The organism is Pseudomonas fluorescens (assembly GCF_001648775.1).
GTDB classification, from domain to species: domain Bacteria; phylum Pseudomonadota; class Gammaproteobacteria; order Pseudomonadales; family Pseudomonadaceae; genus Aquipseudomonas; species Aquipseudomonas fluorescens_M.
This window is the reverse complement of the sequence record NZ_LVEJ01000026.1, coordinates 160,179-185,298: the sequence shown is the minus strand read 5'-3', so window position 1 is coordinate 185,298 and position 25,120 is coordinate 160,179. Positions and strand designations below refer to the sequence as shown.

The 25,120-nt window shown below is 60.8% G+C and carries 22 protein-coding genes; 12 read left to right on the top strand and 10 right to left on the bottom strand.

Annotated elements, in window-relative coordinates; translation table 11 throughout:
* Positions 1–104: 104 nt before the first annotated feature.
* Complete coding sequence (locus tag A8O26_RS23690; protein ID WP_064120140.1) at positions 105–1,103, bottom strand: NAD(P)H-quinone oxidoreductase; 999 nt, start codon at positions 1,101–1,103, stop codon at positions 105–107.
* 60 nt (positions 1,104–1,163) lie between these two features.
* On the bottom strand, positions 1,164–2,363 hold the full coding sequence (locus A8O26_RS23685; protein WP_064120139.1) for a YbfB/YjiJ family MFS transporter: 1,200 nt from the start codon (positions 2,361–2,363) through the stop codon (positions 1,164–1,166).
* 111 nt (positions 2,364–2,474) lie between these two features.
* Between A8O26_RS23685 and A8O26_RS23680 the strand changes: the two genes are divergently transcribed.
* On the top strand, positions 2,475–3,350 hold the full coding sequence (locus A8O26_RS23680; RefSeq protein WP_064120138.1) for a LysR family transcriptional regulator: 876 nt from the start codon (positions 2,475–2,477) through the stop codon (positions 3,348–3,350).
* Positions 3,351–3,528: 178 nt separating this feature from the next.
* Positions 3,529–4,014, top strand: coding sequence for a hypothetical protein (locus tag A8O26_RS23675; protein ID WP_253757000.1), 486 nt, complete (start codon positions 3,529–3,531; stop codon positions 4,012–4,014).
* 49 nt (positions 4,015–4,063) lie between these two features.
* Here the strand turns inward: A8O26_RS23675 and A8O26_RS23670 are convergent, their stop codons facing one another.
* Positions 4,064–4,786 carry a pirin family protein gene (locus tag A8O26_RS23670; protein ID WP_064120136.1) on the bottom strand — a complete coding sequence of 241 codons (723 nt, stop codon included), beginning with the start codon at positions 4,784–4,786 and terminating at the stop codon, positions 4,064–4,066.
* A 216-nt stretch (positions 4,787–5,002) separates the two neighbouring features.
* On the opposite strand from A8O26_RS23670, the gene A8O26_RS23665 reads away from it, so the two are divergent.
* Together A8O26_RS23665 and A8O26_RS23660 are read left to right on the top strand one after the other, a co-directional pair.
* Positions 5,003–5,956 carry a GlxA family transcriptional regulator gene (locus A8O26_RS23665; RefSeq protein WP_064120135.1) on the top strand — a complete coding sequence of 318 codons (954 nt, stop codon included), beginning with the start codon at positions 5,003–5,005 and terminating at the stop codon, positions 5,954–5,956.
* 90 nt (positions 5,957–6,046) lie between these two features.
* Positions 6,047–7,504, top strand: coding sequence for an ATP-binding protein (locus A8O26_RS23660; protein ID WP_064120134.1), 1,458 nt, complete (start codon positions 6,047–6,049; stop codon positions 7,502–7,504).
* Here A8O26_RS23660 and A8O26_RS23655 read toward each other — a convergent pair.
* Both A8O26_RS23655 and A8O26_RS23650 read right to left on the bottom strand, forming a co-directional pair.
* Positions 7,481–10,369: an ATP-binding protein gene (locus tag A8O26_RS23655; protein ID WP_064120133.1), complete on the bottom strand. Its 2,889-nt coding sequence runs from the start codon at positions 10,367–10,369 to the stop codon at positions 7,481–7,483. The genes A8O26_RS23660 and A8O26_RS23655 overlap by 24 nt on opposite strands.
* Before the next feature lie 134 nt (positions 10,370–10,503).
* Entirely contained in the window at positions 10,504–10,935 is a 432-nt protein-coding gene (locus A8O26_RS23650) for a helix-turn-helix domain-containing protein (RefSeq protein ID WP_064120132.1), read from the bottom strand.
* 210 nt (positions 10,936–11,145) lie between these two features.
* Between A8O26_RS23650 and A8O26_RS23645 the strand changes: the two genes are divergently transcribed.
* From A8O26_RS23645 to ycaC, 6 genes are all read left to right on the top strand, one after another.
* Positions 11,146–12,069, top strand: a complete 924-nt coding sequence (locus tag A8O26_RS23645) for a LysR family transcriptional regulator (RefSeq protein ID WP_064120131.1) — start codon at positions 11,146–11,148, stop codon at positions 12,067–12,069.
* 111 nt (positions 12,070–12,180) lie between these two features.
* Positions 12,181–13,926, top strand: a complete 1,746-nt coding sequence (locus A8O26_RS23640; RefSeq protein WP_064120130.1) for an Ig-like domain repeat protein — start codon at positions 12,181–12,183, stop codon at positions 13,924–13,926.
* A 118-nt stretch (positions 13,927–14,044) separates the two neighbouring features.
* Positions 14,045–14,461, top strand: coding sequence for a DoxX family protein (locus A8O26_RS23635; RefSeq protein ID WP_064120129.1), 417 nt, complete (start codon positions 14,045–14,047; stop codon positions 14,459–14,461).
* On the top strand, positions 14,454–15,080 hold the full coding sequence (locus A8O26_RS23630) for an antibiotic biosynthesis monooxygenase (RefSeq protein ID WP_064120128.1): 627 nt from the start codon (positions 14,454–14,456) through the stop codon (positions 15,078–15,080). The genes A8O26_RS23635 and A8O26_RS23630 overlap by 8 nt, the downstream gene beginning before the upstream one ends.
* A 43-nt stretch (positions 15,081–15,123) precedes the next feature.
* Positions 15,124–16,962, top strand: coding sequence for an amidohydrolase (locus tag A8O26_RS23625; RefSeq protein ID WP_064120127.1), 1,839 nt, complete (start codon positions 15,124–15,126; stop codon positions 16,960–16,962).
* Between the two features lie 71 nt (positions 16,963–17,033).
* Complete coding sequence (ycaC, locus tag A8O26_RS23620; protein ID WP_007913541.1) at positions 17,034–17,657, top strand: isochorismate family cysteine hydrolase YcaC; 624 nt, start codon at positions 17,034–17,036, stop codon at positions 17,655–17,657.
* 319 nt (positions 17,658–17,976) lie between these two features.
* Here ycaC and A8O26_RS23615 read toward each other — a convergent pair whose 3' ends face one another.
* Together A8O26_RS23615 and A8O26_RS23610 are read right to left on the bottom strand one after the other, a co-directional pair.
* Positions 17,977–19,404 (bottom strand): mechanosensitive ion channel family protein, encoded by a 1,428-nt coding sequence (locus A8O26_RS23615; RefSeq protein ID WP_064120126.1) that lies wholly within the window; start codon positions 19,402–19,404, stop codon positions 17,977–17,979.
* A gap of 216 nt (positions 19,405–19,620) precedes the next feature.
* Positions 19,621–20,640 (bottom strand): alpha/beta hydrolase, encoded by a 1,020-nt coding sequence (locus tag A8O26_RS23610; protein WP_064120125.1) that lies wholly within the window; start codon positions 20,638–20,640, stop codon positions 19,621–19,623.
* A 161-nt stretch (positions 20,641–20,801) separates the two neighbouring features.
* On the opposite strand from A8O26_RS23610, the gene A8O26_RS23605 reads away from it, so the two are divergent.
* Complete coding sequence (locus tag A8O26_RS23605) at positions 20,802–21,701, top strand: LysR family transcriptional regulator (RefSeq protein WP_064120124.1); 900 nt, start codon at positions 20,802–20,804, stop codon at positions 21,699–21,701.
* A gap of 282 nt (positions 21,702–21,983) precedes the next feature.
* Here the strand turns inward: A8O26_RS23605 and A8O26_RS30080 are convergent, their stop codons facing one another.
* From A8O26_RS30080 to gspG, 3 genes are all read right to left on the bottom strand, one after another.
* The gene (locus A8O26_RS30080) at positions 21,984–22,547 is read right to left on the bottom strand and encodes a hypothetical protein (RefSeq protein ID WP_081265250.1); all 564 of its coding nucleotides are present in this window, start codon (positions 22,545–22,547) and stop codon (positions 21,984–21,986) included.
* A gap of 75 nt (positions 22,548–22,622) precedes the next feature.
* Positions 22,623–23,810, bottom strand: a complete 1,188-nt coding sequence (locus A8O26_RS23595) for a type II secretion system F family protein (protein WP_064120122.1) — start codon at positions 23,808–23,810, stop codon at positions 22,623–22,625.
* 14 nt (positions 23,811–23,824) lie between these two features.
* Entirely contained in the window at positions 23,825–24,253 is a 429-nt protein-coding gene (gene gspG / locus A8O26_RS23590; protein WP_064120121.1) for a type II secretion system major pseudopilin GspG, read from the bottom strand.
* 206 nt (positions 24,254–24,459) lie between these two features.
* Between gspG and A8O26_RS23585 the strand changes: the two genes are divergently transcribed.
* The gene (locus A8O26_RS23585; protein WP_064120120.1) at positions 24,460–25,068 is read left to right on the top strand and encodes a lytic transglycosylase domain-containing protein; all 609 of its coding nucleotides are present in this window, start codon (positions 24,460–24,462) and stop codon (positions 25,066–25,068) included.
* Positions 25,069–25,120: the final 52 nt, after the last annotated feature.

The window sequence follows — 25,120 nt, the reverse complement described above, 5'->3', positions numbered from 1 at the left end:
TCACCATGGCGCAGACAAAGAACGCTTTTTACCAGATGCCTCGGCCTGCGCGTGAGATTTTCGACCGCCGTCCCTGCGTAACGATTACAAAATGCTGCAGCGACTCAGGCCACCTGCAGCACGATCTTGCCGATATGGTCGCCAGCCTCCATGTGCGCGTGAGCCTGAGCCGCGTCGTTGAGTGAATAAACCTTGTCGATCATCGGCAGGCAACGCCCGGCAACCAGCGCCGGCCATACGTGCTCACGCAATTGATCGGCAATCGCGGCTTTTTCAACAGCGGTGCGCGCGCGCAACAGCGAGCCGGTGATCACCGCGCGTTTGGCCATCATCGCCAGCAGATCAAAGTCGTTGGCCCGCGCACCGCCGAGGAAGCCAAGCATGACCAGTCGACCATCCATCGCCAGGGCACTGACGTTAGCGTTGAGGTACGAGCCGCCCATGATGTCGAGGATCACATTGACGCCCTGGCCTGCGGTTTTTTCGGCGATGACTTGGGCGAACTCTTCCTCGCGATAGTTGATCGGCAAGCCGCCAAGCTTGCTGATCGCTGCGCATTTGTCCTGGCTGCCGGCGGTGGCAAACGCTTCAATACCGAACTCGCGGCACAGCATCAGTGCGGTAGTGCCGATGCCGCTGGTGCCACCGTGAATCAATGCGCGTTGACCACGGCTGGCGCCGCCGAGGCCGAACAGGTTGGCCCACACAGTGAAGAACGTTTCCGGGATCGCGGCGGCGTGCACCCAGTCCAGGCCGTCGGGAATCGGCAGGGTCTGACCGGCCGGGACAGCGCAGTACTCGGCATAACCGCCGCCATTGGTCAGCGCGCAGACTTTGTCGCCCACGGCGAACTGGCTGACACCCGCCCCGATTGCCACGACTTCGCCGGCAACCTCCAGCCCGGGGATCGGGTTCATCCCGGGTTTCATCGGGTACTTACCGGCACGCTGCAAAGCATCCGGCCGGTTGATCCCGGCGGCGTGCACGCGGATCAGCACTTCGCCTTGTGCGGCGACCGGCAGCGCCACGCGTTTGGGTTGCAGGACCTCGGGGCCTCCGGGTTCGGTGATTTCGATTCGAGTCATTTCATTGGGCAGGGACATGTCGTTTCTCTTGGCTTGAGTTGTGTAAGTGGGAGCCTGCCGAGCAGGCAATGATTCCCTTCAATTTGCGCAGCAGCGCGGCTCAACCGGGGCGGGCAGCCATTTCATGGCTTGCTCCAGCAGCAACGCCACGACGATCGCGCCAGCGGCAATAACGAACAACAACGCGTGGTGACCGCCGCTGGCATTGAACAGCGCCGAATAGGCAAATCCGGCCAGCGCCTGAAACGTAGCGAACGACACCGTGGCACGGCTCCAGGCGATTTGCTGGCGATGATGCTCCGGCACCAGCTCATGCACGCGGGCCAGCGCCAGCGGCACGATGCCGGGTGGAAATGAACCGAGAATCACCGCCAGCAACGCCAGCGCCAGGAACGAGTGAGTCAGCGCCAGCAACCCAAGGGCAACCGCCTGCACCACCAGCACCAGGCGAATGCCGGAACGTGCGCCAAGCTGATCGGCAAGAAAGCCATAACTCACCGGGCCGACAATCGCGCCCAAACCGTACATCACCCAGATCAGCGCGCCGATATGTGCCCCCGCGCCGAGTCCACGCGCCACGTAATCCACCAGAAACACCATCGCCGGCACCAGACCAGCGGCCATAAAGGCATATTGGGCGAACAGCACGTAGACAGCGCGCGGAGTCGGTTCAACGGACGCCGTTTCGTGCGCAGCCACCGGGTGCGCAAAATCGGACGGCCAACCGAACCAGCTCAGCGCAGTCAGCAACAGGGCCAATGCGCCCAGGCCCAGCCATGTCGCCTGCAAACCCAGGCTCAACAGCGGCGGCACCAGCGTCCCGGAACCGGCAATGCCAAGACCGATGCCAAGAAAGATCGCGCCACTGGCCAATCCTTTACGCGCCGCCGGAACGTGTGGCAGTACGGTCGCGGCCACCAGCACCATGATCGCGCCACCGGCAATCCCCGACAGCAGCCGCCAACCAAAGAACCAGCTCACCGACAACGGAAACGCGCAGGCAAAAAATGCCGCCGTGACCACCAGCATCATCAGCCGCAGGGCATTTTTATTGCCGAGCTGGCGCGCTGTCGGCCGGCCGAGCAGGGCGCCGATCAGGTAGCCCACCAGATTGGCCGCACCGAGGTAGACCACATCATTGGCGCTGAACCACTGCGCCTCAATCAGCGAAGGAATCAACGGCGTGTAAGCGAAACGCGCCAGTCCGATGCTGACCAGGCTGGCGCAGAGGCCGGCAAAGATCGGCAGCCAGATACCGGTGGAGTTTGAAGTGCGCATGATAGCGATCTCGCGGAAGGTTTATGGCGTTCAGCATATCGGCTATCGTTGCTGCGTTAATGCAGCGATTAAGCGGCACGCTGATGCGTATTTGCATCATACGGAGGCAGCATGAATTGGGATGACGCACGGGTATTTCTTGCCGTTTGCCGCGAGTCGACGCTGCGCGGCGCAGCGCGGGTGCTGGGAGTGGATCAGGCTACGGTCGGACGACGGATCACGGCACTGGAAAAGTCCCTGAGCGCGACGTTGTTTTTGCGCACCTCCGACGGCTATGCGTTGACGGCGGTCGGCGAAGCAGCGCTTAAAAGCGTGGAGAAAATGGAGCATTCGGCGCTGGAGCTGGAGCGGCAGATTCAAGGTCTGGACGATCGCCTGACCGGCACGGTGCGCGTCAGTACCACCGATTCGCTGGCCATCGACTTTCTGATTCCGGCCATTGCCCGTTTGCACGAGCAGCACCCGGACGTACGAGTGCAGCTGGATGCGTCCACGCAGATCCTCAGCCTGGCCAAGCGCGAGGCGGATATCGCGGTGCGCAACACCCGGCCGGACAACCCTGACCTGATCGCCCGGCGAATCGCCCGATGGCCGGTGGGGCTGTTCGCTTCCCAAGCGTATATCGATGCTAATGGCGTGCCGCAGCCGGACACGGCATTCGAGAGGCATGATCTGGTGGTCTATCAACCGTATCTGCAAAGCAAAAAGGACCTGACCCTGGTGTCGGAGCCGCTAAGTCGCGGCCGCATCGTCGCCAGCCTCAGTTCCAGCCTGCTCGTGCGCCGTTCGATTGCAGCAGGTTTAGGTGTAGGAGAAATCCCGGTGTACATGGGCGAGCGCGATGGCCTGATCAGACTCTGGCCGCAACGCACTCGACCGCTGCCGTACGAAGTGTGGTTGGTGACCCACGCGGATCTGCGGCATACCGCGCGGGTGAGGGCGGTGATTGAGCAGATTGTCGACGTGTTCGCATCGGAGAATGACTAGGGAGACGTTCTTTGGCACGGCTACAGCCTCTGACGAAACGGCCTACACCAGAGGCAGAATCTCCCGGCTTGTAAGCATTCTGGATGCGGCCTATTGTTTTCGTCAGCTCGTGAGGGACGTTGGACTCTCACCGCTTTAAGACCAGGGACGGTATCGCTAGACCCAGGAAGGTGTCGAATTGAAAACCACGGAATTCAGTCAAAATTCAATCAGTGATCTATCGAGTAAAAGTCGGAATACCCAAGCCATGAACCCTATAAGCCGTGAAGAATTCAATGCCAGGATCGAAACCATTGAGACCAGGATGGACGCCCGGGTCGAGGGTGTGTCGGCGAGAATTGATGCTTACCTGTTGACTCAGACTGAGCGAGACAAGGCTCAAATGGAGAGGGATAAACGATACGATCTGATGTGGGACGGTGTACAACGGATCGCCGAAGAATCAAAAGAAGCCATCAAACAGGCCTCGACAGTGAAGGCGCATTACTGGGCGACGACAGCCGTCCATTTTCTCGGAATGATCACCGTCGTCGTGGGGGCGCACTTCGCCAATCAGGCAGCGGTGTTAACCACCTTGCAGACGACACTCGCGGCGATCCAGGTAGGTAAAGATATAGGCGCACCAAGACCTGCTTCGCAACAAGCTCCCGAATCAGCACAATAGAAAACGGCCTTCAAAGAAGGCCGTTTTTCGTGAGCATTGAAGTACCAGGTCATGGCATCTCAGGCAATTCCTGCGGCCGCAAGTCGAACACCAACACCTCGGCATCGACACCGTTGCTCAAAGTCAGCAAATGTTCCTCGCGAACCCGGACGCCGTCACCTTCGCGCAATGGCTGGCCGTTGAGTTCAACGCTGCCACGTGCGACATGCACATAGGCATAGCGGTTGGCCGGCAGTTCCAGCGTGGCGCTTTCCTTGCCGTCGAACAGCCCGGCGAAGACTCGTGCATCCTGACGCACCTTGAGCGAACCGTGCTTGCCGTCCGGCGAAATGATCAACTGCAGACGACCGCGTTTTTTCTCGGCGCTGAAATGCTCCTGTTGATATCGCGGTTTGGCACCGGCGACCTCCGGCACAATCCATATCTGCAGGAAGTGCACTGGCTTGGTCGCCGAATGGTTGAACTCGCTGTGCGCCACGCCGCTGCCGGCGCTCATCAATTGCACGTCACCCGGGCGGATCACCGAGCCAGTGCCCAGCGTGTCCTTGTGTTCCAGCGCACCCTCCAGCACATAGGAAAAAATCTCCATGTCACGATGAGGGTGTTGGCCGAAGCCTTTGCCGGCAGCGACGCGGTCATCGTTGATCACCAGCAGGTCAGAGAAACCTTGCTCACGCGGGTCACGGTAGCTGGCGAAGGAAAAGGTGTGGAACGACTTCAACCAGCCATGATTGGCGAGGCCACGATCGGAGGCTTTGCGAAGGGTCAGCATGATGAAATCTCCTTGCGGGACGTGAATTCGTCCGAGTGAGGAGAAGGTTACTGGTTACTGTGCGATGCAATAAGTAGATGGAAATTGAAAGACTGTCCCGATCAGGTTGACAGTTATGCGATGCCCCTCACGCAAACTTTTGCGCCCGAAGTGCCGCACTTGGCCATAATGCCTGGCGTGTCTTATGCCTCTCTCTGATTTAAGCGATGTCCTCCCATGAAAACCGTGGCAATGGTGCTGTTCCCCGACTTTCTCCTGCTCGACATGGCCGGGCCACTGGAGGTTTTTTCGGTTGCCAATCGCTACCTGAAACCCGATGCGCATTATCAGTTGATCACGCTAGGCACTGCGGATGGTCCGCTGCGGGCCTCCAACGGCGTGCTGGTGCACGCCGACCGGACTATCGGCGACGCCGACAGCGATCGTTATGACCTGCTGCTGGTACCGGGCGGCCCCGGTGCCTACAACCAACAATTTCCGGCGTTGTTCGCCTGGCTCAAACGCGCTGTCCAGCGGGTCGATTATTACGGTTCGATCTGCACCGGCGCTTTTGTACTGGGGCATGCCGGACTGCTTGATGGTTACCGTGTGACCACGCACTGGAACTACACCGAGCGCCTGATCAAGGGTTTCCCTAAAGCCCATGTTGCGAACGATCAGATCTATGTCGAAGATCGCAATCTGATCACCTCGGGTGGCGTCACGGCGGGAATCGATATGGCGCTGGCAATTATCGCCCGCGATCACGGCAAGAAACTCGCGCAGGACGTGGCCAAAGTCCTGCTGGTGGTGATGAAACGGCAGGGCGGCCAAGCGCAGTTCAGTCCGTTGATGGCGGCGGTGGCACCGCAGGAAACGCCGATCACCCGCGCGCAGAGTTACGTGCTCGAACACCTCGACGAAGCGTTCACGGTCGAGCGCATGGCCTCCATTGCCAACATGAGTGCGCGGCACTTCGCGCGGCTGTTTACCCGCGATATCAACATGACGCCGATGGAGTTTCTGCAAAGTGCGCGCATCGACTGTGCACGCAATCTGTTGGAAACCAGTGATCTGCCGCTTAAAACCGTGGCATACAAAAGTGGTTTCGGCAGCGTGCGGCACATGCGTTCGCTGTTCGCAGAAAAGCTCGGTCTGACCCCCGCACAATACCGCGAACAGTTCAGCTAGAGCGTTTGTGTCCGTCTGAGGCACCCGTATGTCCGTGCTGCGCCCCGCGCAGCAGTTGTCGCGTCATCAGAGACTGCCAAGATAGTTGGCATGGATAGCCTTAACGATTTCAACTCGGCGTCGGTGCTGCATTTCGGCCCTTACGCCTTCCACCTGCGCCAACGGCTGATACTCGATGGAGATCGGCCATTGCGCATGGGCGGTCGCGCGCTGGACATCTTGCAAGTGCTGGTCGAGCGTGCCGGGCGCGTGGTCAAAAAGGAGCAACTGATCGCGCTCGTATGGCCGACGTCGGTGGTCGAAGAGATCAATTTGCGCGTGCACATCGCCGCGCTGAGGCGGGCCTTGGGTGACGGTGAAAACGGTCAGCGCTACATCGTTAACGTCCCGCAATGCGGTTACAGTTTCATCGCCCCGGTGCATTGCGACCCTGTCGCGCAAGTGGTCTTCGAAGGCTTGCAAACACCGCTGCATAATTTGCCCGCGCGCCTGACCGCGGTTGCCGGGCGCGACGCGCTGGTGGGCGGACTGGTACGGCAAATGCCGCTGTGCCGGCTGATGACCATCACTGGCGCGGCCGGCGTCGGCAAGTCCACCGTGGCGCTGCGTGTCGCGGAACTGCTTTTGCAATATTACCGAGACGGCGTGTGGCTGCTTGATTTGAGCCTGATCGACGACGACACGCCGTTGCTCGATCATCTGCTGCGCACCCTGGGAACTGATTTATCCGGTCTGTCGACTCGTCACGCCTTGCTGCTGCTGGATAACTGTGACCCCCGGCGTGAGGCCTGTGGAGCGGCCGTGGAAATCTTGCTCGAAGCCGCGCCGCGACTGTCGATACTCGCCAGCAGTCGTGAGGCGTTGCAGGTCGGATTGGAAACCCTGCAGTGCGTGCCACCGCTGGCCATCCCCAAACGCGCAGCAACCACCTGCATCAATGACGCCATGAACCATGCGTCGGTGCAGTTGTTTGTCAGCCGTGCGCGGGCACGACAACATGATTTCCATTTGCGCGAGCAGGATGTCAGCGCGGTCCTGGCAATCTGTCGTCAGCTCGACGGATTGCCGCTGGCGATCGAACTGGCGGCGGCGCAGATTGATGCACTGGCGTTGGTCGGCTTGCAGGCGCAAATGGCCCACGGCCTGCAAGTGCTCAGCCATGGCCGGCGCACCGCGGTAGCGCGACACCAATCGATGCAGGCGGCACTCGACTGGAGCTATGAGCGTTTGAGCGAGCAGGAACAACGCGCATTGCAACGCTTATCGGTGTTCAAAATGGCGTTTACGCTGGACGCGGCGCTGGCGGTGATCAGTTGCCCGCAACTGGCTTCGCCACGCCTTGCCGCGATTATCGAAAGCCTGGCGCAGAAGTCATTGTTGACGGTGGAGCGGGGCAGTCATGCCGGCCGATACCGCATGCTTAATACCACCCGATGCTATGCCCGCGAGCAACTTGAACGTAGCGGTGAAGGGATTGAGCTTGAACGCCGCCATGCCCGTTACATCAACCGGATTCGCCGAACCTCAGGCGTGCACGTGCTCGCGTAACTCGTCGATCAGCAAGCGCACCTTGCGCAAGTCAGGGGTCGCGTAGCCCTCGGTAAAGCGTTGATAGATCGGGGTGAGCAAATCCAGCGCCTCGGCGCAGCGTGACTGGCGTTGCCAGAGTTGCGCCAGTGATGTGGCGCTGCGAAGTTCCCAGACGAGCGCGCCTTGCGTGCGGGCGATGGTCAGGGATTGTTGCAGGAGTTCTTCGGCTTCCTTCAGGGCCTCTTCGCGAGCAGGCTCGCTCCCACAGGGGATTGCGGTGAACTCAGTCCCCGTGTGGGAGCGAGCTTGCTCGCGAAGAGGCCCGCCCAGACAAACCATCTCTCCATTCAGTAACGCCTCCGCCCGCGCCCGCAGAATCTCCGCCGTGCTCCACCCGGCATCACCACTGAGCGCCCGCTCAAGCAGCGCGTCATCGATAAAACGGCAATCCAGCGTCACCATGATTTCCCGAATCAGCCCGCTGCTGTCCTTCGGCACCGGCGCACTGGCTTGCGCGTCGATCACCTGCGCGTAATGCCGGGCCCAGGTGTTGAACAACAGCACTGAATGCTTCTGCGATTGCTCCAGCAACAGTTGCAATAGCGCGCGGGCATTCTGCTGATCGCCGTTGTAATGAGCGATCAGGCAACTGGCCAGTGCCAAGGTGTAGCAAATCGAGGTGCCATGGTCGATCTGCACTGCAATATCCAGTGCCTGCCGCGCCGTGCGCCACGCTTGCTCCGGCAATCCCTGCATCCACAGCACCCGCGCCAGCACCGTCAGCGACGCGACACTCTGGTCGTATTGCACGCCAAAACCGTGCGTGAAGCGGTTGACGTGACCGCTGTGCGCCATGCGCTGCAACACTTGTTCAGCGTGAAGGCGCGCCTGTGGCTGGTCCCCGGCATAGTGCAGGGCCAATACCCGCAAGCGGTGGGTACTCAGTGACAACAGTGGATCGCCGTGCAGGCCGAGGTGGTCGAAGTGCTCACTCTGGGCCAGTGCCATGCGGTAATGCCCGCAACTGAGGTTGACCGCCATGTGTCCGGACACGGCGCGCAACTGCCCGGCGACGTCGTCGTGCGCGTGCGCCAGCCGGCGGGCTTCGGCGAACGCTTCAATGGTTTCCGGGGTGCCGCCCCACGTGTGATAACAGGCACTGCCGAGCGCCAGTTTCAGGGCGACTTTCAGGCGCGCGCAGGGTTCACCGAGTTCATCGAACAGGCGCAGTGCCCGGCGCACATAGCCGCCGTACTCCTTGAGCAACGACAACTCTTGCCACAAGGGCGCCGACGCCGCCGCCAGGCGAATCCCCAAGCCACCGGGGCCGACACCGTTCAGGCTCCAGTCCAGCGCCGCGCGCAGATCTTCCAGGCCTCGGGCATAACGCTCGATCCACACCACCGTCGGCGTGTTCTCCCAATCGTTTTGCGCTTGCTGCATCAATACCAGGCAGCGTTCGGCATGCCGTTCGCGGGTGTCGTCGCATTCGGCGGCGTGCTCGAGTTTTTCCAGTGCATAACGGCGCGTCGTGTCGAGCAGGCGATAGAACACCTCCTCATCGCCGACCTCGACGCTGAGCAGGGATTTGGCCACCAGTTGCGTGATCGCCACAAACACCACGCCGGGGTCGATCTGTTGGCCGACGATCACCGCCGCTGCTGACTCCAGGGTAAAACCACCGCGAAACACGCCCAGACGGCGCAGGCAGGTCTGCTCGCATCCGTCGAGCAGATTGAAACTCCAGTCCAGCGTCGCGCGCAGGGTGTGGTGGCGCTCAAGGCTGTTTTGATTGCCCGCTGCCAACGACGGCAAGCGCCCTTGCAACTGGCTCAGCAGACCGTCCAGGCCCAGCTCGGCGACCTGCGCGGCCGCCAGTTCCAGCGCCAGAGGAATGCCGTCGAGGCGGTGGCAGATTTCGATGGTTTGCGGCAACTGCGCGTCGCTCAGTTCGAAGCTTTCCTGCGCGGCCGTGGCCCGTTCGATGAACAGTTGCAGCGCCGAATATTCCAGCGCCTGCTGACGATCCGGCATCGCGCTCATGGGTGGGTATTCGAGGGAATCCAGGCGCTGCACGAATTCGCCTTCCGCGCGCAGACTCTCGCGGCTGGTGGCGAGGATATGCACCTTCGGCGCTCCGCGCAGAATGCTTTCGCTGAGCGCCGCGACGGCATCGATCAGGTGTTCGCAATTGTCGAGCAGCAACAGCATCTGCCGTGATTGCAGGCCATTGATCAGCGACTCCAGCGGATCACCTTCCGGTAATGCCAGGTCGAGCAGGGCGGCCAGATGTGAGCCAATCAGTCGCGGATCGTTGAGTGGCGCCAGGTCCACCAGTCGGATGCCGTCGCGGTACTGTCCGATCAACTGCTCGGCCACGCGCAGGGCCACCGTGGTTTTGCCGATCCCGCCGGGGCCGACCAGGGTGATGCAGCGTCGGCGCGGCAGCTGTGTCATCAAGCTGTCGACCAGAGGCTGGCGGCCGATCATGCGCGTGCGCCGCAAGGGCAGGTTGTGCCGACCGCCAACATTGCCCACAGGACGCTCCTCCATGGATTGGAGCAAAACCGGGGCGACAAAACTGTAGCCTCGTTGCGCCACGGTGATGATGTAACGCTGGCCGGCCTGACCATCACCGAGGGCCTTGCGCAACGCCGCCATGTGCACACGCAAGTTGATCTCTTCGACGACACTGTCCGGCCAGACCCCGGCCATCAATTGCTGTTTGCTCACCACTTCGCCGGCATGCGCCAGCAGAATCAGGAGGATGTCCATCGCCCGCCGGCCCAGACGCAGCGGCTGTTCACCTTCGAGTACCAAGCGTCGGCCGGGATGAACCCGATAAGGGCCAAAGCCGAGGGCCTGATGCGGGGAAAGACTCAACAGCTCACTCCTGCGGTGCTGCAGCGGACAGAGCGGAGTAGGGCCGGGCGCGTGCGCAGGCCTTCTAATCCGGGGTGTCCCGGCATAATCCTCAGGTTTGAGCGTCAGTGCAACGGGTGCTGCGGGCATCAGGATCAAAACACGGCGGGTTGTGAGCGGTGAATTTTCGGTTCACGCATGATCTGGCAGCGCCAGGCAAACGGGTTGATGCCTTCGCTGCGAGTGAACATATGGCAGAAATGCGCCTGATCGCAAAAACCGCATTCCAGGCTGATTTGCGTCAGGCTCAGGTCAGTGTGCTGAATCAGCAGCTTGGCACGCGCGATGCGCTGGCTGCGAATCCAGTCCTGCGGCGACACCCCGGTGCTGCATTTGAAGGCACGGGAAAAATGGCTGCGCGACAGCGAACAGGCGCGGGCCAGTTCGGTGACTTCCAGGCTTTCGCCCAAGCGTTCGAGGATCAGTTGTTTGACGTGCCGTTCGCGTTGCGGGCTGAGCCCGCCAATGCCGCTCTTGCGCGGTTCGCTGGCAGGGGCGAGGGCGACGGTGGGTTGCAAGTGAGCCATGGCCAAGGTCCGTGTCGGTGGGGAAGGCACGGTCGGCGCGTTCCCTCAGGTCAAAAAACAACGCTGCGCAGAGGGATTCATTGTTGGGCCGGGGGTTGATGCTGACGAGTTAATCGTTGTTAATTTGCTTAACAACTGGAGATAAAACCAGCCTTGATCACGTAAAGTGCGTAGCACTTGCGTCTGGTTGGCCATCGAAGGAAAGCGCCCATGAACCGTAACGATCTGCGTCGCGTCGACATGAACCTGCTGGTGATTTTCGAAGCACTGATGTTCGAAAAAAACCTGACCCGCGTCGCCGAAAAACTGTTCATGGGCCAGCCTGCGGTCAGCGCGGCGCTGGGCCGGTTGCGCGATCTGTTTGATGATCCGCTGCTGTTGCGCAACGGCCGCGGTATGGAGCCGACGGCGCGCGCGCTGGCGATTCTCAAAGAGCTGCAACCGGCGATGGATGTGATTTCCGGTGCGGTCAGCCGGGCCAAGGAGTTCGAACCGGCGAGCAGTTGCGAGGTGTTCCGCATTGGTCTGTCGGACGACGCCGAATTCGGCCTGTTCCCACCGTTGCTACGCCAACTTCAGCAAGAGGCGCCGGGCATTGTCGTGGTGGTGCGTCGCGCCAACTACCTGCTGATGCCAGCGTTGTTGGCGTCGGGGGAAATCTCGGTGGGCGTCAGCTACACCACCGATCTGCCGGCCAACGCCAAACGCAAGAAACTGCGCGACATTCCCTGCAAAGTCCTGCGCGGCGACGACCGTCCGGGTCCGCTAACGCTCGACGAATACTGCGAACGCCCGCACGCGATGGTCTCGTTCTCCGGCGACCTGAGCGGCAATATCGACATGGACCTGGCCAAGGTCGGCCGCTCCCGTCGCGTGGTTTTGGGCGTGCCGCAATTCAGCGGCCTGCGCGCCTTGCTCGCCGGCACCGAGATGATCGCCACCGTGCCGGATTACGCGGCGTGTGCACTGGTGGAAGGTTGTGCCTTGCGCGCTGAAGATCCGCCATTCCCGATCGATGCGGCGCAGTTGTCGATGGCGTGGAGCGGGGTGCACGACAACGATCCGGCGGAGAAATGGCTGCGCTCGCGGATCAGCCAGTTCATGGCAGCGCCGTTGGATATTCCGGTGATGTGAGCGTCCGTTCGTCTGAAACAGGGCTTGACCTGTTAGTTCTGACAGTGGCGCATCTCCGCATTCACATGTCTGATTGGCCGATGTCGAAAGGTAGCCAAAAAGGACGTGAACATGGACACGCTGATACCCGCGCTGGACAGTAGCAGTCTGCCGCCGCTCTCAATCATAGAAAGTCGCCCTGACGGTTTGCTGGACCCAGAGGCCGCTCGGTACAACCTGACGGTAAAAATCGACTTCGATTGGCAGACAGGAGACAGTCTCACGATCACGTGGGCCGGTACGCCAGGTTCTGGGTCCTACACCTCACCGCGCATACCGATCGGCGGATTTCAACGTCCTTTCCAGACCCATATTGATAACCTCCTGGTGGCTTTCAACTTCGAGCATACCGTCATTGTCACTTACACGGTTTACCGTGGCACCGAACCGCCTGTTACTTCACAGCCTTTGCCGCTTTACATCACCCGCATCAATCAATTGAGTCTGCCTCGGCCATTTATCCGACAGGCCGACAAAGACGGTCAGGGAAGTGAGCTGAATGTCAGCGACCTTTCTGAGTTCACCTTGCGTACGAATGCGTGGCTACTGGGCAGGCGCGGCCAATTCTTCTGGCTGAATATCAACGGCACAAATGCCGACGGCAGTGATTTCGAGGCGTCGTACTGGCAGGCGCCGGACAATGTGGTCAATGACGAATTCAACCGCTTCGGTTTCTTCGAACAGAACTTCCCTGCTGCACCACTGCAACGTCTGCAGGATCGCAGCGTGCTGTCGCTGCGCTTCATGGCCGGGCTGCAAGGCAGTCAGGATGCATCCCTTGCGCAGCCATTTGCACATCGAAACTACATCGTACTGACAGGAGCCCCCAGCGGGCCGAGGATATCGTCAGTCACCGATCTTGATGGAGACATACTTGACGGCGCGGACACCCGGTACACCACGGTCACGCTAAGCGGCACCGCTAGCGACACAGTGGCTGTGTTTGATGGCTCGACCAGGCTCGACACGGCCGATGTCGTCGACGGTAACTGGAGGTACGTCGCAACTGACCTGACCGGTGGATCGCATGTGTTTACGGTGAGATTGGCGGATGGCAGCGGAAGCGCCTCACCCCCCTGGCGAATCAACGTCGTGATTCAAAGCCTGCCGCTGACGATTGTCGAGGCTCCCGATAACATCAATCTCGATCCGCTGAAAGCAATAACGACCCTGACTGCGTTGTTGGATCTCGACCTGCAACCCACCGATATGGTTTCAGTGACAGTGAAAGCCGCTGATGGCACTCCCCCGGCAGGTTCGCATACCACTACCCCGGTACCGGCCGGCACCACGAGGCCGATCAGAATCAGTTTGCCCGTATCGCTGGTGGCCTTCAGCATCGGAAAAATAATGGAGGTTGCGTTTACCTACACCCGAGGTGCTTCCGCCCCGGTGACCTCACAGCCCCTGCATCTCAATGTGTTGCCGATTGCGTTGGAGCGACTCGCGGCGCCGGTGATCACTCAGGCGAACGGCACCGACATTCTCGATCTGAAAGATGTCCAGTCCGGCGCGAATCTGCTGTTTGGTGTCTGGCCGCATATCGCTGTGAATCAGTGTCTCTGGCTTGATCTTCAGGGGGAGAGCAACGCAGGCGCGCCCAATCTGCGGATGTGGGCCGGCACCACTAACAGGGTGCATCGGGCCTGGGTGACGAATGGCGGTTACACCGCGATTGTTTCGGCCAATTATCTACGGCTGCTGAAGGATGGCAGCAAGCTGATCATTCGGTTCATGGTCAATCTGGATCAGGTGGCGAATTCTGATACGGCGGCGGTTTTTCAAACCCGTGAATACACCATTCGGGCGGTGCCTTGAGCCTCACACCTGCCGGCAACGTCATCGTGAACGGCCGTCGCAACTAAGCACATCCGTGCAATTTCCCCCCGCCCATCATTGGCATGCTTCAGGCCAATGATATTTCAAGGGTGGGGCCATGAACGCTTCGCAACGAGAAGAACAGGCACGCGACGTCGGTCTGCTGTTCCTGCGGGTCAGCGGCGGGTTGTTCCTGCTGTGGGTTCACGGCTTGCCCAAGCTGCTCGATTTCACCGCGCAATTGCAACTGATCGAAGACCCGTTCCACCTCGGATCCCACCTCACCTTGATCCTGGCGATCTTCGCTGAAGTCCTCTGTCCGCTACTGATCGTCGCCGGGTTACTGGCGCGATTGGCCTGCGTGCCTATTCTCTTTGTGCTGCTGGTGGCGCTGTTGGTCGTGCATCCGCAATGGAGTGTGGCCGAGGGGCAGTTCGGCTGGTTGCTGTTGATCCTGTTTGCCACTGTGTTGATCGCCGGGCCGGGACGGCTGGTGATTCCTGTTCGTTTGCCCGGAGTGTTGCGTTATGCCTGAAGTCCTCAAACCCCAAGCGCCGGGGGCCGATGAGACGGTCACGTTGATCATCAAACACCGGGTCAAGGCTGGTTTCGAGTCGGCGTATGAAGCCTGGCTGCGCAATATTGTCCGCGTGGCGGGGCAGCGCGAAGGCCATTTGGGCGTGGACGTGGTGCGCGGCAAGCGCGCCGGCCTGGATTTCTACACCTGCGTGCTGCGTTTTTGCTCGACTGAGGCGATGCAACGGTGGATGGAATCATCGGAGCGCAAGGCATTGGTCGAAGAGGCCGCGCCGATGCTTGCCGATGGCGACCAGACCGAAGTCGCGCCGATCAGCGAGTTCTGGTTTTCGCCACTGGCTGATGCTGCTTCGCCACCGCCGCGCTGGAAACAAGCGGTGATCACCCTGCTGGTGATTCTGCCGCACACCTTGCTGGTGCCGCTGATCTGGGGGCCATTGCTCAAGTTGCATCCACTGCTTTCCAACTACGTGGTCGCGACCTTCCTGATCACCCTGACCATCGTCGTGTCGGTGGTGTACGTGTTCATGCCCCGCGTAACGCGATTGTTCGCCCCGTGGCTCGAAGCCAGCCAGGCCCATGAACACCTCGATTCCCAAGAGACCTCGCCACGCTGAGCGCGCGGGGTTTGCTCCTTTTCACTTTGCTTGAGGAACTGCGATGAGCGCCGATCTGATTCTGTTCAATGGCCAATTTCATACCGTTGACCGCACCAAACCACTGGCCAGTGCCGTGGCCATCACCGACGGCCGCTTCGTCGTCGTTGGCAACGACAACCAGGCCATGGCCCTGCGCGGGCCGAACACGCAAGTGGTCGACATGCACGGCCGCTGCGTCATCCCCGGTCTCAACGACTCGCACTTGCACCTGATCCGTGGCGGTTTGAACTACAACCTCGAACTGCGCTGGGAAGGCGTGCCGTCGCTGGCTGACGCGCTGCGCATGCTCAAGGATCAGGCTGACCGTACGCCAACCCCGCAATGGGTGCGCGTGGTCGGTGGCTGGAACGAATTCCAGTTCGCCGAAAAACGCATGCCGACCCTCGAAGAAATCAACCAGGCCGCACCGGACACCCCGGTGTTCATCCTGCACCTGTATGACCGCGCCTTGCTCAACCGCGCCGCCCTGCGCGTGGCCGGCTACACCCGCGACACGCCGAACCCACCGGGTGGCGAGATCGTTCGCGACAGCAACGGCAACCCGACCGGCATGCTGGTCGCGCGGCCAAACGCGATGATCCTCTACTCGACGCTGGCCAAGGGGCCGAAGCTGCCGCTGGAATACCAGGTCAACTCGACCCGCCAGTTCATGCGTGAGCTCAATCGCCTCGGCCTGACCAGTGCGATCGACGCCGGTGGCGGTTTCCAGAACTACCCGGACGATTATCAGGTGATCGAACAACTGGCCAAGGACGACCAGTTGACTGTGCGTATCGCCTACAACCTGTTCACCCAGAAACCGAAAGAAGAGCTGAGCGATTTCCAGAACTGGACCGGCAGCGTCACGTTGCATCAGGGCGACGACTACCTGCGCCACAACGGTGCCGGGGAAATGCTGGTGTTTTCGGCGGCGGACTTCGAAGACTTCCTCGAACCGCGCCCGGACCTGCCGCAAACCATGGAGCAAGAGCTGGAGCCGGTGGTGCGCCACTTGGTCGAGCAGCGCTGGCCGTTCCGCCTGCACGCCACCTACAACGAATCGATCAGCCGCATGCTCGACGTGTTCGAGAAGGTTAACCGTGATATTCCGTTCAACGGTCTGCCGTGGTTCTTCGACCACGCCGAAACCATCACCCCGCAGAACATCGAGCGGGTGAAAGCGCTGGGCGGTGGTATTGCGATTCAGGATCGCATGGCGTTCCAGGGCGAATACTTTGTCGACCGCTACGGCAAGCAAGCTGCCGAAGCGACGCCACCGATCAAACGCATGCTCGCCGAAGGTGTACCGGTCGGCGCCGGCACTGATGCAACGCGCGTTTCCAGTTACAACCCATGGACGTCGTTGTACTGGATGGTCAGCGGTCGCACCGTCGGCGGTCTGGCCCTATACGAAGAAGGTCTGCCGCGCACCACCGCGCTGGAGTTGTTCACTCACGGCAGCGCCTGGTTCTCGTCGGAGCAGGGCAAGAAAGGCCAGATCAAGGTCGGGCAACTGGCGGATCTGGCAGCGCTGAGCGCGGACTTTTTCCATGTCGAGGAAGAAGCGATCAAGTGGATCGAATCGGTGCTGACCGTAGTCGGCGGCAAGATTGTTTACGCTGCCGGTGACTTCGAAGACCTTGGCCCGCGTTCGATTCCAGTGCTGCCGGACTGGTCGCCAGTGGTGAAGGTGCCGGGGCACTGGCGGCCGAATTCGCCGTTGCAGGCGCAGGTTCACCAATGCAGCGGCCCGTGCGCCGTACACACCCACAGCCATGAAAAGGCGCGAATGTCGAATGCGCCGGTCAGCGACTTCGCCGGTTTCTGGGGCGCGTTTGGCTGTTCCTGCTTCGCCTTCTGATTTCCCCTGAAGCGTCTGCCATCCGGTCGGCGCTTCACGCTTCATCCATCCGTCCATCCAGGAGTTTTCCCATGAGCGTTCCTTACACACGTCTGAACAAAGATGACGCGGTCGTACTGCTGGTCGATCACCAGACCGGCCTGATTTCGCTGGTCCAGGATTTCACCCCGAACGAGTTCAAGAACAACGTGCTGGCGCTGGGCGACATCGCCAAGTTCTTCAAGCTGCCGACCATTCTGACCACCAGTTTCGATGCCGGCCCCAACGGCCCGATCGTGCCTGAGCTGCGTGAGCAGTTTCCGGATGCGCCGTTCATTCAGCGTCCAGGCCAGATCAATGCGTGGGACAACGAAGACTTCGTCAAGGCAATCAAGGCGACCGGTCGCAAGCAACTGATCATCGCCGGTGTGGTGACTGACGTTTGCGTGGCATTCCCGACTTTGTCGGCCATCGCTGAAGGCTACGAAGTGTTTGTTGTGACTGACTCGTCCGGCACCTTCAATACCACCGTGCAACAAGCGGCGTGGGCGCGGATGTCGGCGGCGGGTGCACACCTGCTGAACTGGTTCTCGGTGGCGTGCGAGCTGCAGGGTGACTGGCGCAACGATATGGAAGGGTTGGCGCATTTGCTGTCGGAGCGGTTGCCTAACTATCGCAACCTGATCAACAGCTACACCAAGTTCACTGCCAAGTAATCGGCTGATCCTGAAAAGCCCCTCACCCTAACCCTCTCCCAGAGGGAGAGGGGACTGACCGAGGGGATCTTTCGAGGTACGCCGACGTGCAATACCGAGTCGAACTTCAGTTTTGAACAGCTTGGAGATCGGCTCCCTTTTTCTCTGAGGTCCGGAGGGAGATGGGACTGACCGCGGGGTTCTTTCGGGATACGCCGATCTGCGATACCGAGCCGAACTCAGGTTCTGAATTGCATACCGTCTGCTCCCTTTCCCCCTCGCCCCCTTGGGGGAGAGGGTTGGGGTGAGGGGGTAGGCTTTTGATCTTGAAATCTTCGCGTCACCGCTTCTGCAACCACCCCAAAAAACCACCTTTCCTCACCGCCACCGGTTTGCCCATCAACGCGAGGCGACTGTTCTGCTGACGCACCGCCTGCAATTTATTCAACGCCCGACCCACCTCCGTGCGCTGTTCCATGCACTCACGAGTCAGGTTCTTGTCGAGACGATAAATGATGCTCGACGTCAACGCCGTGAACGTCGCCTGCGACGGCGTATCCGCCAGAATGCTCTGTTCACCCATGACCTCACTCGGCCCCATCCGCCCGGCCTCAACCTTACTGTCGCCGTCCGCCACGGTCGCACTGACCACCCCGGTGGCAATCACGAACAGACTCTCCGGCACCTCGTCCAGATCCAGCACCACCTGGCCCGCCGCGTACTGCTGCGCGACCATCGATTCGGCGAGGCGATCACGCTCCTCACTGCTCAGCGAGCGGAAGATTTTAACTTCATCGAGCAGTGCACGGGCCCGGCTCGACGGTTCGATCACACCGTCCGGATGCCGCGAAATACCTGCCGCTTCCAAATGCCGGTGAGCGAGGTCGAACAGCTGATTGCGCACTTCGCTTTTCTTGCCGAGTTCGGCGATGAAGCCGCTGGCGACGTATTCGGACATGGTTTCACCAGCCTCTTTCAGTACGGCTTTCGGCGCCGGCGTCAACAACAGAGAACTGCTGCCCTGCAAGGTGCGATCAAGCGCATCGAGGACTCGACGCGGGCGGATGTGGTTCGGCACCTGAATGCTGATCGACACGCCATGCATGTTGTTCGGACGGCTGAGGTTGACGATCTTCGCCTTGGCCGCCACCGAGTTCGGCACCACCGCCATGGTTCCGGCGCTGGTCAACAGGTGGGTGGCGCGCCAGTCGATGTCGAAGACCTTGCCTTCGACGCCGTCGATCACCACGAAATCATCCACCTGATAGGGCTTGGTGGTGTTGAGCACAATTCCGGAAAACACATCGGCCAAGGTACTTTGCAGGGCCAGACCGACAACGATGGCGACCACGCCGGATGTCGCCAGCAAGCCCTTCACCGGCAGCTCCAACACGTAACCTGCCGCCGCGACCGTGGCGACCAGAAACACCAGTGCGCCGATCACGTCCTGCAACAAACGGCCGCTATGGCCGATGCGGCGCATCAGTGCCAGGCCGATCACTTCGGTCAGCACCCGCGCGGCGTACAGCCACCAGAGAATCCCCAGTGCCGTTGCACCCAGTTGCGCCACACGATCATCGGCGAACAAGGGTGCTTGCAACGGACTGACCCCGGCGTTGATCACCAGCGCCGTGAACGCAAGAAACAGCACCAGCCGCACGGCCACTCTTGGCGCACGATGCGAGAACGGCGTGAAGTGCCAGAGCACGGCGTCGAGCAACAGCAGGGCGGCGCTCAGGGACAACAGGTGGGTGAGGAGGAAGGACATGGAAGACTCCCGTGCAGCGTGGGTATTGAAGCTGCTTTTGTGGCGAGGGGGCTTGCCCCCGTTCGGCTGCGCAGCAGTCGTAAAAATCAGTGCATGCCGTTTTTCAGTCGCACCGGGTTTTCAGACTTTGGGGTCGCTTCGCAACCCAACCGGGGCAAGCCCCCTCGCCACAAAAGCAGCATTGCCACACCGTGTGGTGTGGCAATGTCTGAGGGCTCAGTTCAGATGAGTTTTCAGCTCAGCCGCCGCCTGACGCACCGCCGCTTTCACTTCCGGAATCTGACTCAGCGGATTGAGCAAGCCAAAGTCATGAATCATCCCGTTGTAACGCACCGAGGTCACCGCTACACCCGCCGCATCCAGGTGCCGCGCATAGCCTTCACCTTCGTCACGCAGCACGTCGAATTCGGCGGTCTGCACCAGTGCGGCGGGCAAGCCTATGAGTTGTTCGGCGCTGGCGTTGAGCGGCGAGGCGTGGATCTGCGCACGTTCGGCCGGGTTGGTGGTGTAGTTGTCCCAGAACCACTGCATCATGCCTTTGGTGAGGAAGTGTCCTTCGGCAAACTGCTGGTACGAACCGTCGTCGAACTGCGCGTTGGTCACCGGCCACATCAGCAACTGGAAGCGCAGCGCCGGGGTTTTCTGCTCCTTGGCCATCAACGCCACGACGGCCGCCATGTTGCCGCCGACGCTGTTGCCGGCCACGGCCAGGCGCTTGCCGTCGACACCGATATCCTTGCCGTGTTCGGCCACCCATTTCGTCGCGGCGTAGGCCTGGTTGATCGCGGTCGGGTACTGCGCTTCCGGCGACGGCGTGTAATCGACGTACACCGCAACCGCGCCAGAACCCACCACCAGATCACGGATCAAGCGCTGGTGCGTCGGGTAATCGCCGAGCACCCAGCCGCCACCGTGGAAGAACATGAACACCGGCAACTCGCCTTTGACCTTGGCTGGACGCACCACTTTCAGGTTGATCGTCTGGCCGTCGACCTTGATCGCCTTGTCGCTGACTTCAACACCGGACAAATCCACCTTCACCGAAGCCTGCGCGCCGGTCAGCACCGCACGGGCATCTTTCGGGCTCAGTTGCTCCAGCGGTTTGCCACCGCCGGCGGCGAGGGCGTTGAGGAAGGCTTGGGTGTTGTGTTCGACACCGGAGTTTTCAGCGGCGAAAGCGTTGCCGATGGACAGGGCGAGGAGGGAAGCGGTCAGGGTTTTCTTGACGAGGTTCATGGTGGAAATCCTTTTGAATGTTTTTGAGTTTTTATGCCTGGGTTGCGGGCTGCTGTGGCGCTGGGCTTCAGGCCTCAGCAACACCGTGAGCACAGATTAAAAGGCTGCCGAAAAGTGAAAAAGCGGCTATAAAGCGTTTAACTGTCCACCAGAGAGTGACAATGAACCCGTTCGAAGACATGCGTATTTTTTGCCAGGTCATGGACTCCGGCAGCTTCACCTCAGCGGCCGATCAATTGGGCCTGTCCAAGCAGTTCGTCAGCCGGCGCTTGATGCAACTGGAAGAGCGCCTCGGCGTGCGGTTGTTGAATCGCTCGACCCGCCGGCTGGACGTCACGCCACTGGGCCAGAGTTACTACGAATCGGCGTTGCGCCTGTTGGGTGAAGTCGAGCAAGTGGAGCAGGGCATCGCCGGGCAGACTGCCGAGCCGCGCGGGACAATTCGCCTGAGCGCGCCGTTGTCGTTTGCCGTGGCGCATCTGGGGTGTTTGCTGCCGATGTTTTTGCAGCGCTATCGCGAGGTTACGGTGGAAGTGGATCTGAGTGATCGGCCGGTGGATCTGCTCGGTGAGGGTTACGATCTGGCGTTGCGCATTGGCGTGCTCGAAGACTCGACGCTGATCGCCCGGCGCATCGCGTCGATCGAGCGGGTGTACTGCGCCAGTCCGGCGTATCTGGCCGAACGCGGTACGCCGCTCGAACCGGAAGACTTGCACAGCCATGATTGCCTTCCTTATGGCCATGGTCGCTCGGTGCAATGGCGTTTCAATGCCGGGCAGGGCAAGCCGCTGCTGGTCAATGTGACCGGGCGCATGCGCGTGAACAACGGCGAGTTGCTCAGGGATGCGGCGGTGCAGGGGATGGGCATTACTTATTTGCCGACGTTCATTGTCGGCGCGGCGCTGAAGGATGGCCGATTGGTGCCGGTGCTGGATGATTTGCGCCCGGAACCGCTGACACTTTCAGCCGTTTACCCACAGCATCGCCAGGCCTCGAGACCGGTGCAGGCGTTGGTCGAGTTTTTGCGCGAACGCCTGAACGAGAGCCACGTCGCCCTCTGAGCCAGCGCTGGATTTTTATCCACTGCAAAGCCCTTGTGGGAGCGAGCCTGCTCGCGAAAGCGGATGGTCAGTCAAAACATCTTTGGCAGACCCACCGCATTCGCGAGCAGGCTCGCTCCCACAATGGATTTATGGCTGTCTGCGGAATCTGTAAACGCCACAAAACCCTGTGGGAGCGAGCTTGCTCGCGAAAGCGGTGTGTCATTCAACACATTCTTCACTGACCCGACGCCTTCGCGAGCAAGCTCGCTCCCACAGGGATTGTGGTGTTTTTACGATGGCTTAGTTGGCGCGCTTATCGTCGCCCGGCTCGCCGCCGACATGCACGCCGCGATCATCGCCGGCTTCAGCCGCAGCATGGACGCCACGATCATCACCGACTTCACCCGCGCGGTGGACCCCGTGGTCATCGCCGACTTCACCGGCACGATGGACGCCATGGTCATCCCCCGCTTCAGCATGGGTGCCGCTGCGGCCGGATGAGCCGCTGTCGCCCGAGTGTCCCGAGCCGTGGTCGCTGCCGCTGTGGCCACTGTTGCCACCGCCACCGCCACCGTTGCCGCTATTGCCTCCGCCACCGCTTCCACCACTGCCGCCGCCACCCCCGTTTCCGCCACTCCCTCCGCCATTACCGCCATGGCTTCCACCACCGCCATTACCGCCACCACTGCCGCCACCACCACCGCCGCCGCTCCCTCCGCCACCACCGCCACCACCGCTACCACCACTCCCCCCATCCTTGGCATAAGCACTGGACACCCCGGACAAACCCTCCGGAACCAACACCGTAGACGCCGACAGAACTGCGCCGATGGCCATTGCGAGCACAAGCTTTTTAATGTGCATATCGTTCTCCGTCTTTGTGGTCTTGTTTGGGAACGTAACAGTGTGTTGGTGCAGAGATCCGACCCGTTCCCGGAGTCAGTGAATACTCGAAGCAAGTTCGAAAATCGGGATGTACATCAGGATCACGATGACCCCGATGAGCAGGCCGATGAAGGTCATCAACAGCGGTTCGAACAACTTCACGAACCACTCCAGCCAGCGGCTGATTTCCTCGTCGTAGAAGTCGGCGCTGCGCTCCATCATCTGCCCGAGGTTGCCGGACTGTTCGCCCGCGCGCAGCAACCGTAGCGATACCGGTGTCACCAAGTGATTGAGCTCCAGCGCGGTGGACAATGATTGCCCCTCGCGCACCCGCTCGCAGGCCTGATCCAGTCGCGTTCGCGAAGCTACAGTGAGCAAGCCACGGACCATGGCCATCGCGGTCACCAGCGGAATCCCGCCTTGCAGCAGAATCCCCAGCGAACGATAAAACCGCGCCAGCTCATACATGAAAATTCGTTGATGCACGGCCGGCAGTTTCTCCACCAGCCGATCCAGTCCACGGCGAAACGCCGGTTGCTTTTGCAGCACGGCGAGGGCGATGACAATCGCCGCCAGCGCACCGAAGAATTCAGCCTGATGCGCATGCAGAAACATGCCGCTGCTCATCAATACCTGCGACAGCCACGGCAGGTTATTGCCCAAGCCTTCAAACACCAGGCTGAAGCGCGGCACCACGTAACCCATCAAAAACAACACCACGCCACCGCCGACTATCAGCAACAGCATCGGGTAGATCGAGGCGCTGATGATCTTCTGCCGTACCTCGTCCATGCGCTGGCGATAACTGACGTAACGGCCCAGCGCATCGCCAACCGCGCCGGTCTTCTCGCTGGACTGTACCAGCGCCACGTACAGCGGCGGGAAAACCGCCGACAACTGGCCCAACGCCTGCGAGAAGGATTTGCCCTCGTACAGCAAGCGCACCAGCTCACTCAAGGTTTTCCGGGCAGCGGGGGCGGTTTCTTTTTCGGCGAGGCTTTCCAGCGCATCGATCAACGGTAGGCCGGCATTGAGCAGCGTGGTCAGTTCCTGGCTGAACAACACCAGATTGAAGGTCTCGCGCTGGCGCAGTTTCAGCGAGCGCCAATGCTTGTCGGCGTGCGAGCTGAGCACGCGCAAACCCTGATCTTCGGCAATCCGTCGCGCTTCGCTGTCACCCGGCGCCTCGACGCTCAAGGACACCACGCCAGCCTTGCCGACCGCTTTCAAATGAAATCGCATGGGCCGCGCTCCACTCACTGCCAATTGGTCACTTCGGCGTTCTCGCCTTCACCGCCGGGCTGGCCGTCCTTGCCCATCGACAGCAAGTCGTACTCGCTGTTTTCGCCGGGGTAACGGTAGGTGTAGTTACGTCCCCACGGGTCCTGCGGCAGCTTTTTCTGCAAGTACGGCCCGGTCCATTTCGCCTCGTCACTCGGTGCGGTGACCAAGGCCTGCAAGCCCTGTTCGGTGGACGGGTAGTGGCCGACTTCCAGTCGATAGATGTCCAGTGCTTTGCTCAGTCCTTCGATCTGCGCCTTGGCCACTTTCACTTCCGAGCGACCGAGTTGAGCGAAGTATTTTGGCGCGACGATCCCGGCCAACAGGCCGAGTACCACCAGCACCACGAGCAATTCGAGCAGGGTAAAACCGCGTTGGCCACGCGGACGAAATTGCAGCTTCATGATGACCTCCCGTGAGTGGCAGCCGTGTCGCCTGAAGGGCTTATGCAATTGCCATGCTCAGCCCCCACTGAATACCCGCCGGCACGCCAGAACCCTTGTAATACGGGCCTTTCAAGAGTCGGCACAGTGCTTGCGTATGGCTCAAACGTGATCGGCCATTGGGGCATTTCCCCCAATTTATCGGGGTCGATCCGGGGAGGCCCGACATGAAATTCCTTGCCAGCGGATTGCTCGGTTGCGTGCTGCTCAGCGGCGCCGCGCAGGCCGATGTGTTCATCTCGGTGGACGCCAAGGGCAGCTATGTACTGTCCAACGTTCACCGGCCCGGACGTACCTACGAACGGGTGATCCATGAGGCTGAAATGCCTGTGGCCAGCCTCGATCAGCAGCCGCAAATGATCGCCAACCAGCCCTACGCGGAACTGGTTTCGGCAGCCGCCAAAGTCAATCAATTGCCCGAAGCGTTGCTGCACGCGGTGATCAACGCCGAGTCGCATTACAACCCCGGCGCCACCTCGGCCAAAGGCGCGGGCGGGCTCATGCAATTGATGCCCGACACCGCGCGCGAACTGGGCGTGACCGACGTCTACGACCCCAAGGCCAACATCCAGGGCGGCGCGAAATACCTCAAGCGTTTGATGACCCTGTTCGACAACGACATCGCCCTCGCCGTGGCGGCCTACAACGCCGGGCCCGACGCGGTGCTCAGCCGTGGCCGGGTGATTCCGCCGTTCGCCGAAACCCAGCGTTATGTGCCGAACGTGTTGCGCCAATACCGGCGCCTGCAAGGGTTGTCGATGGACGCCCCGCTGTGACCCCCAACCGGTTTTCCCCACTTTCGGGGTAAATCGGATAGACCCGAAAAGT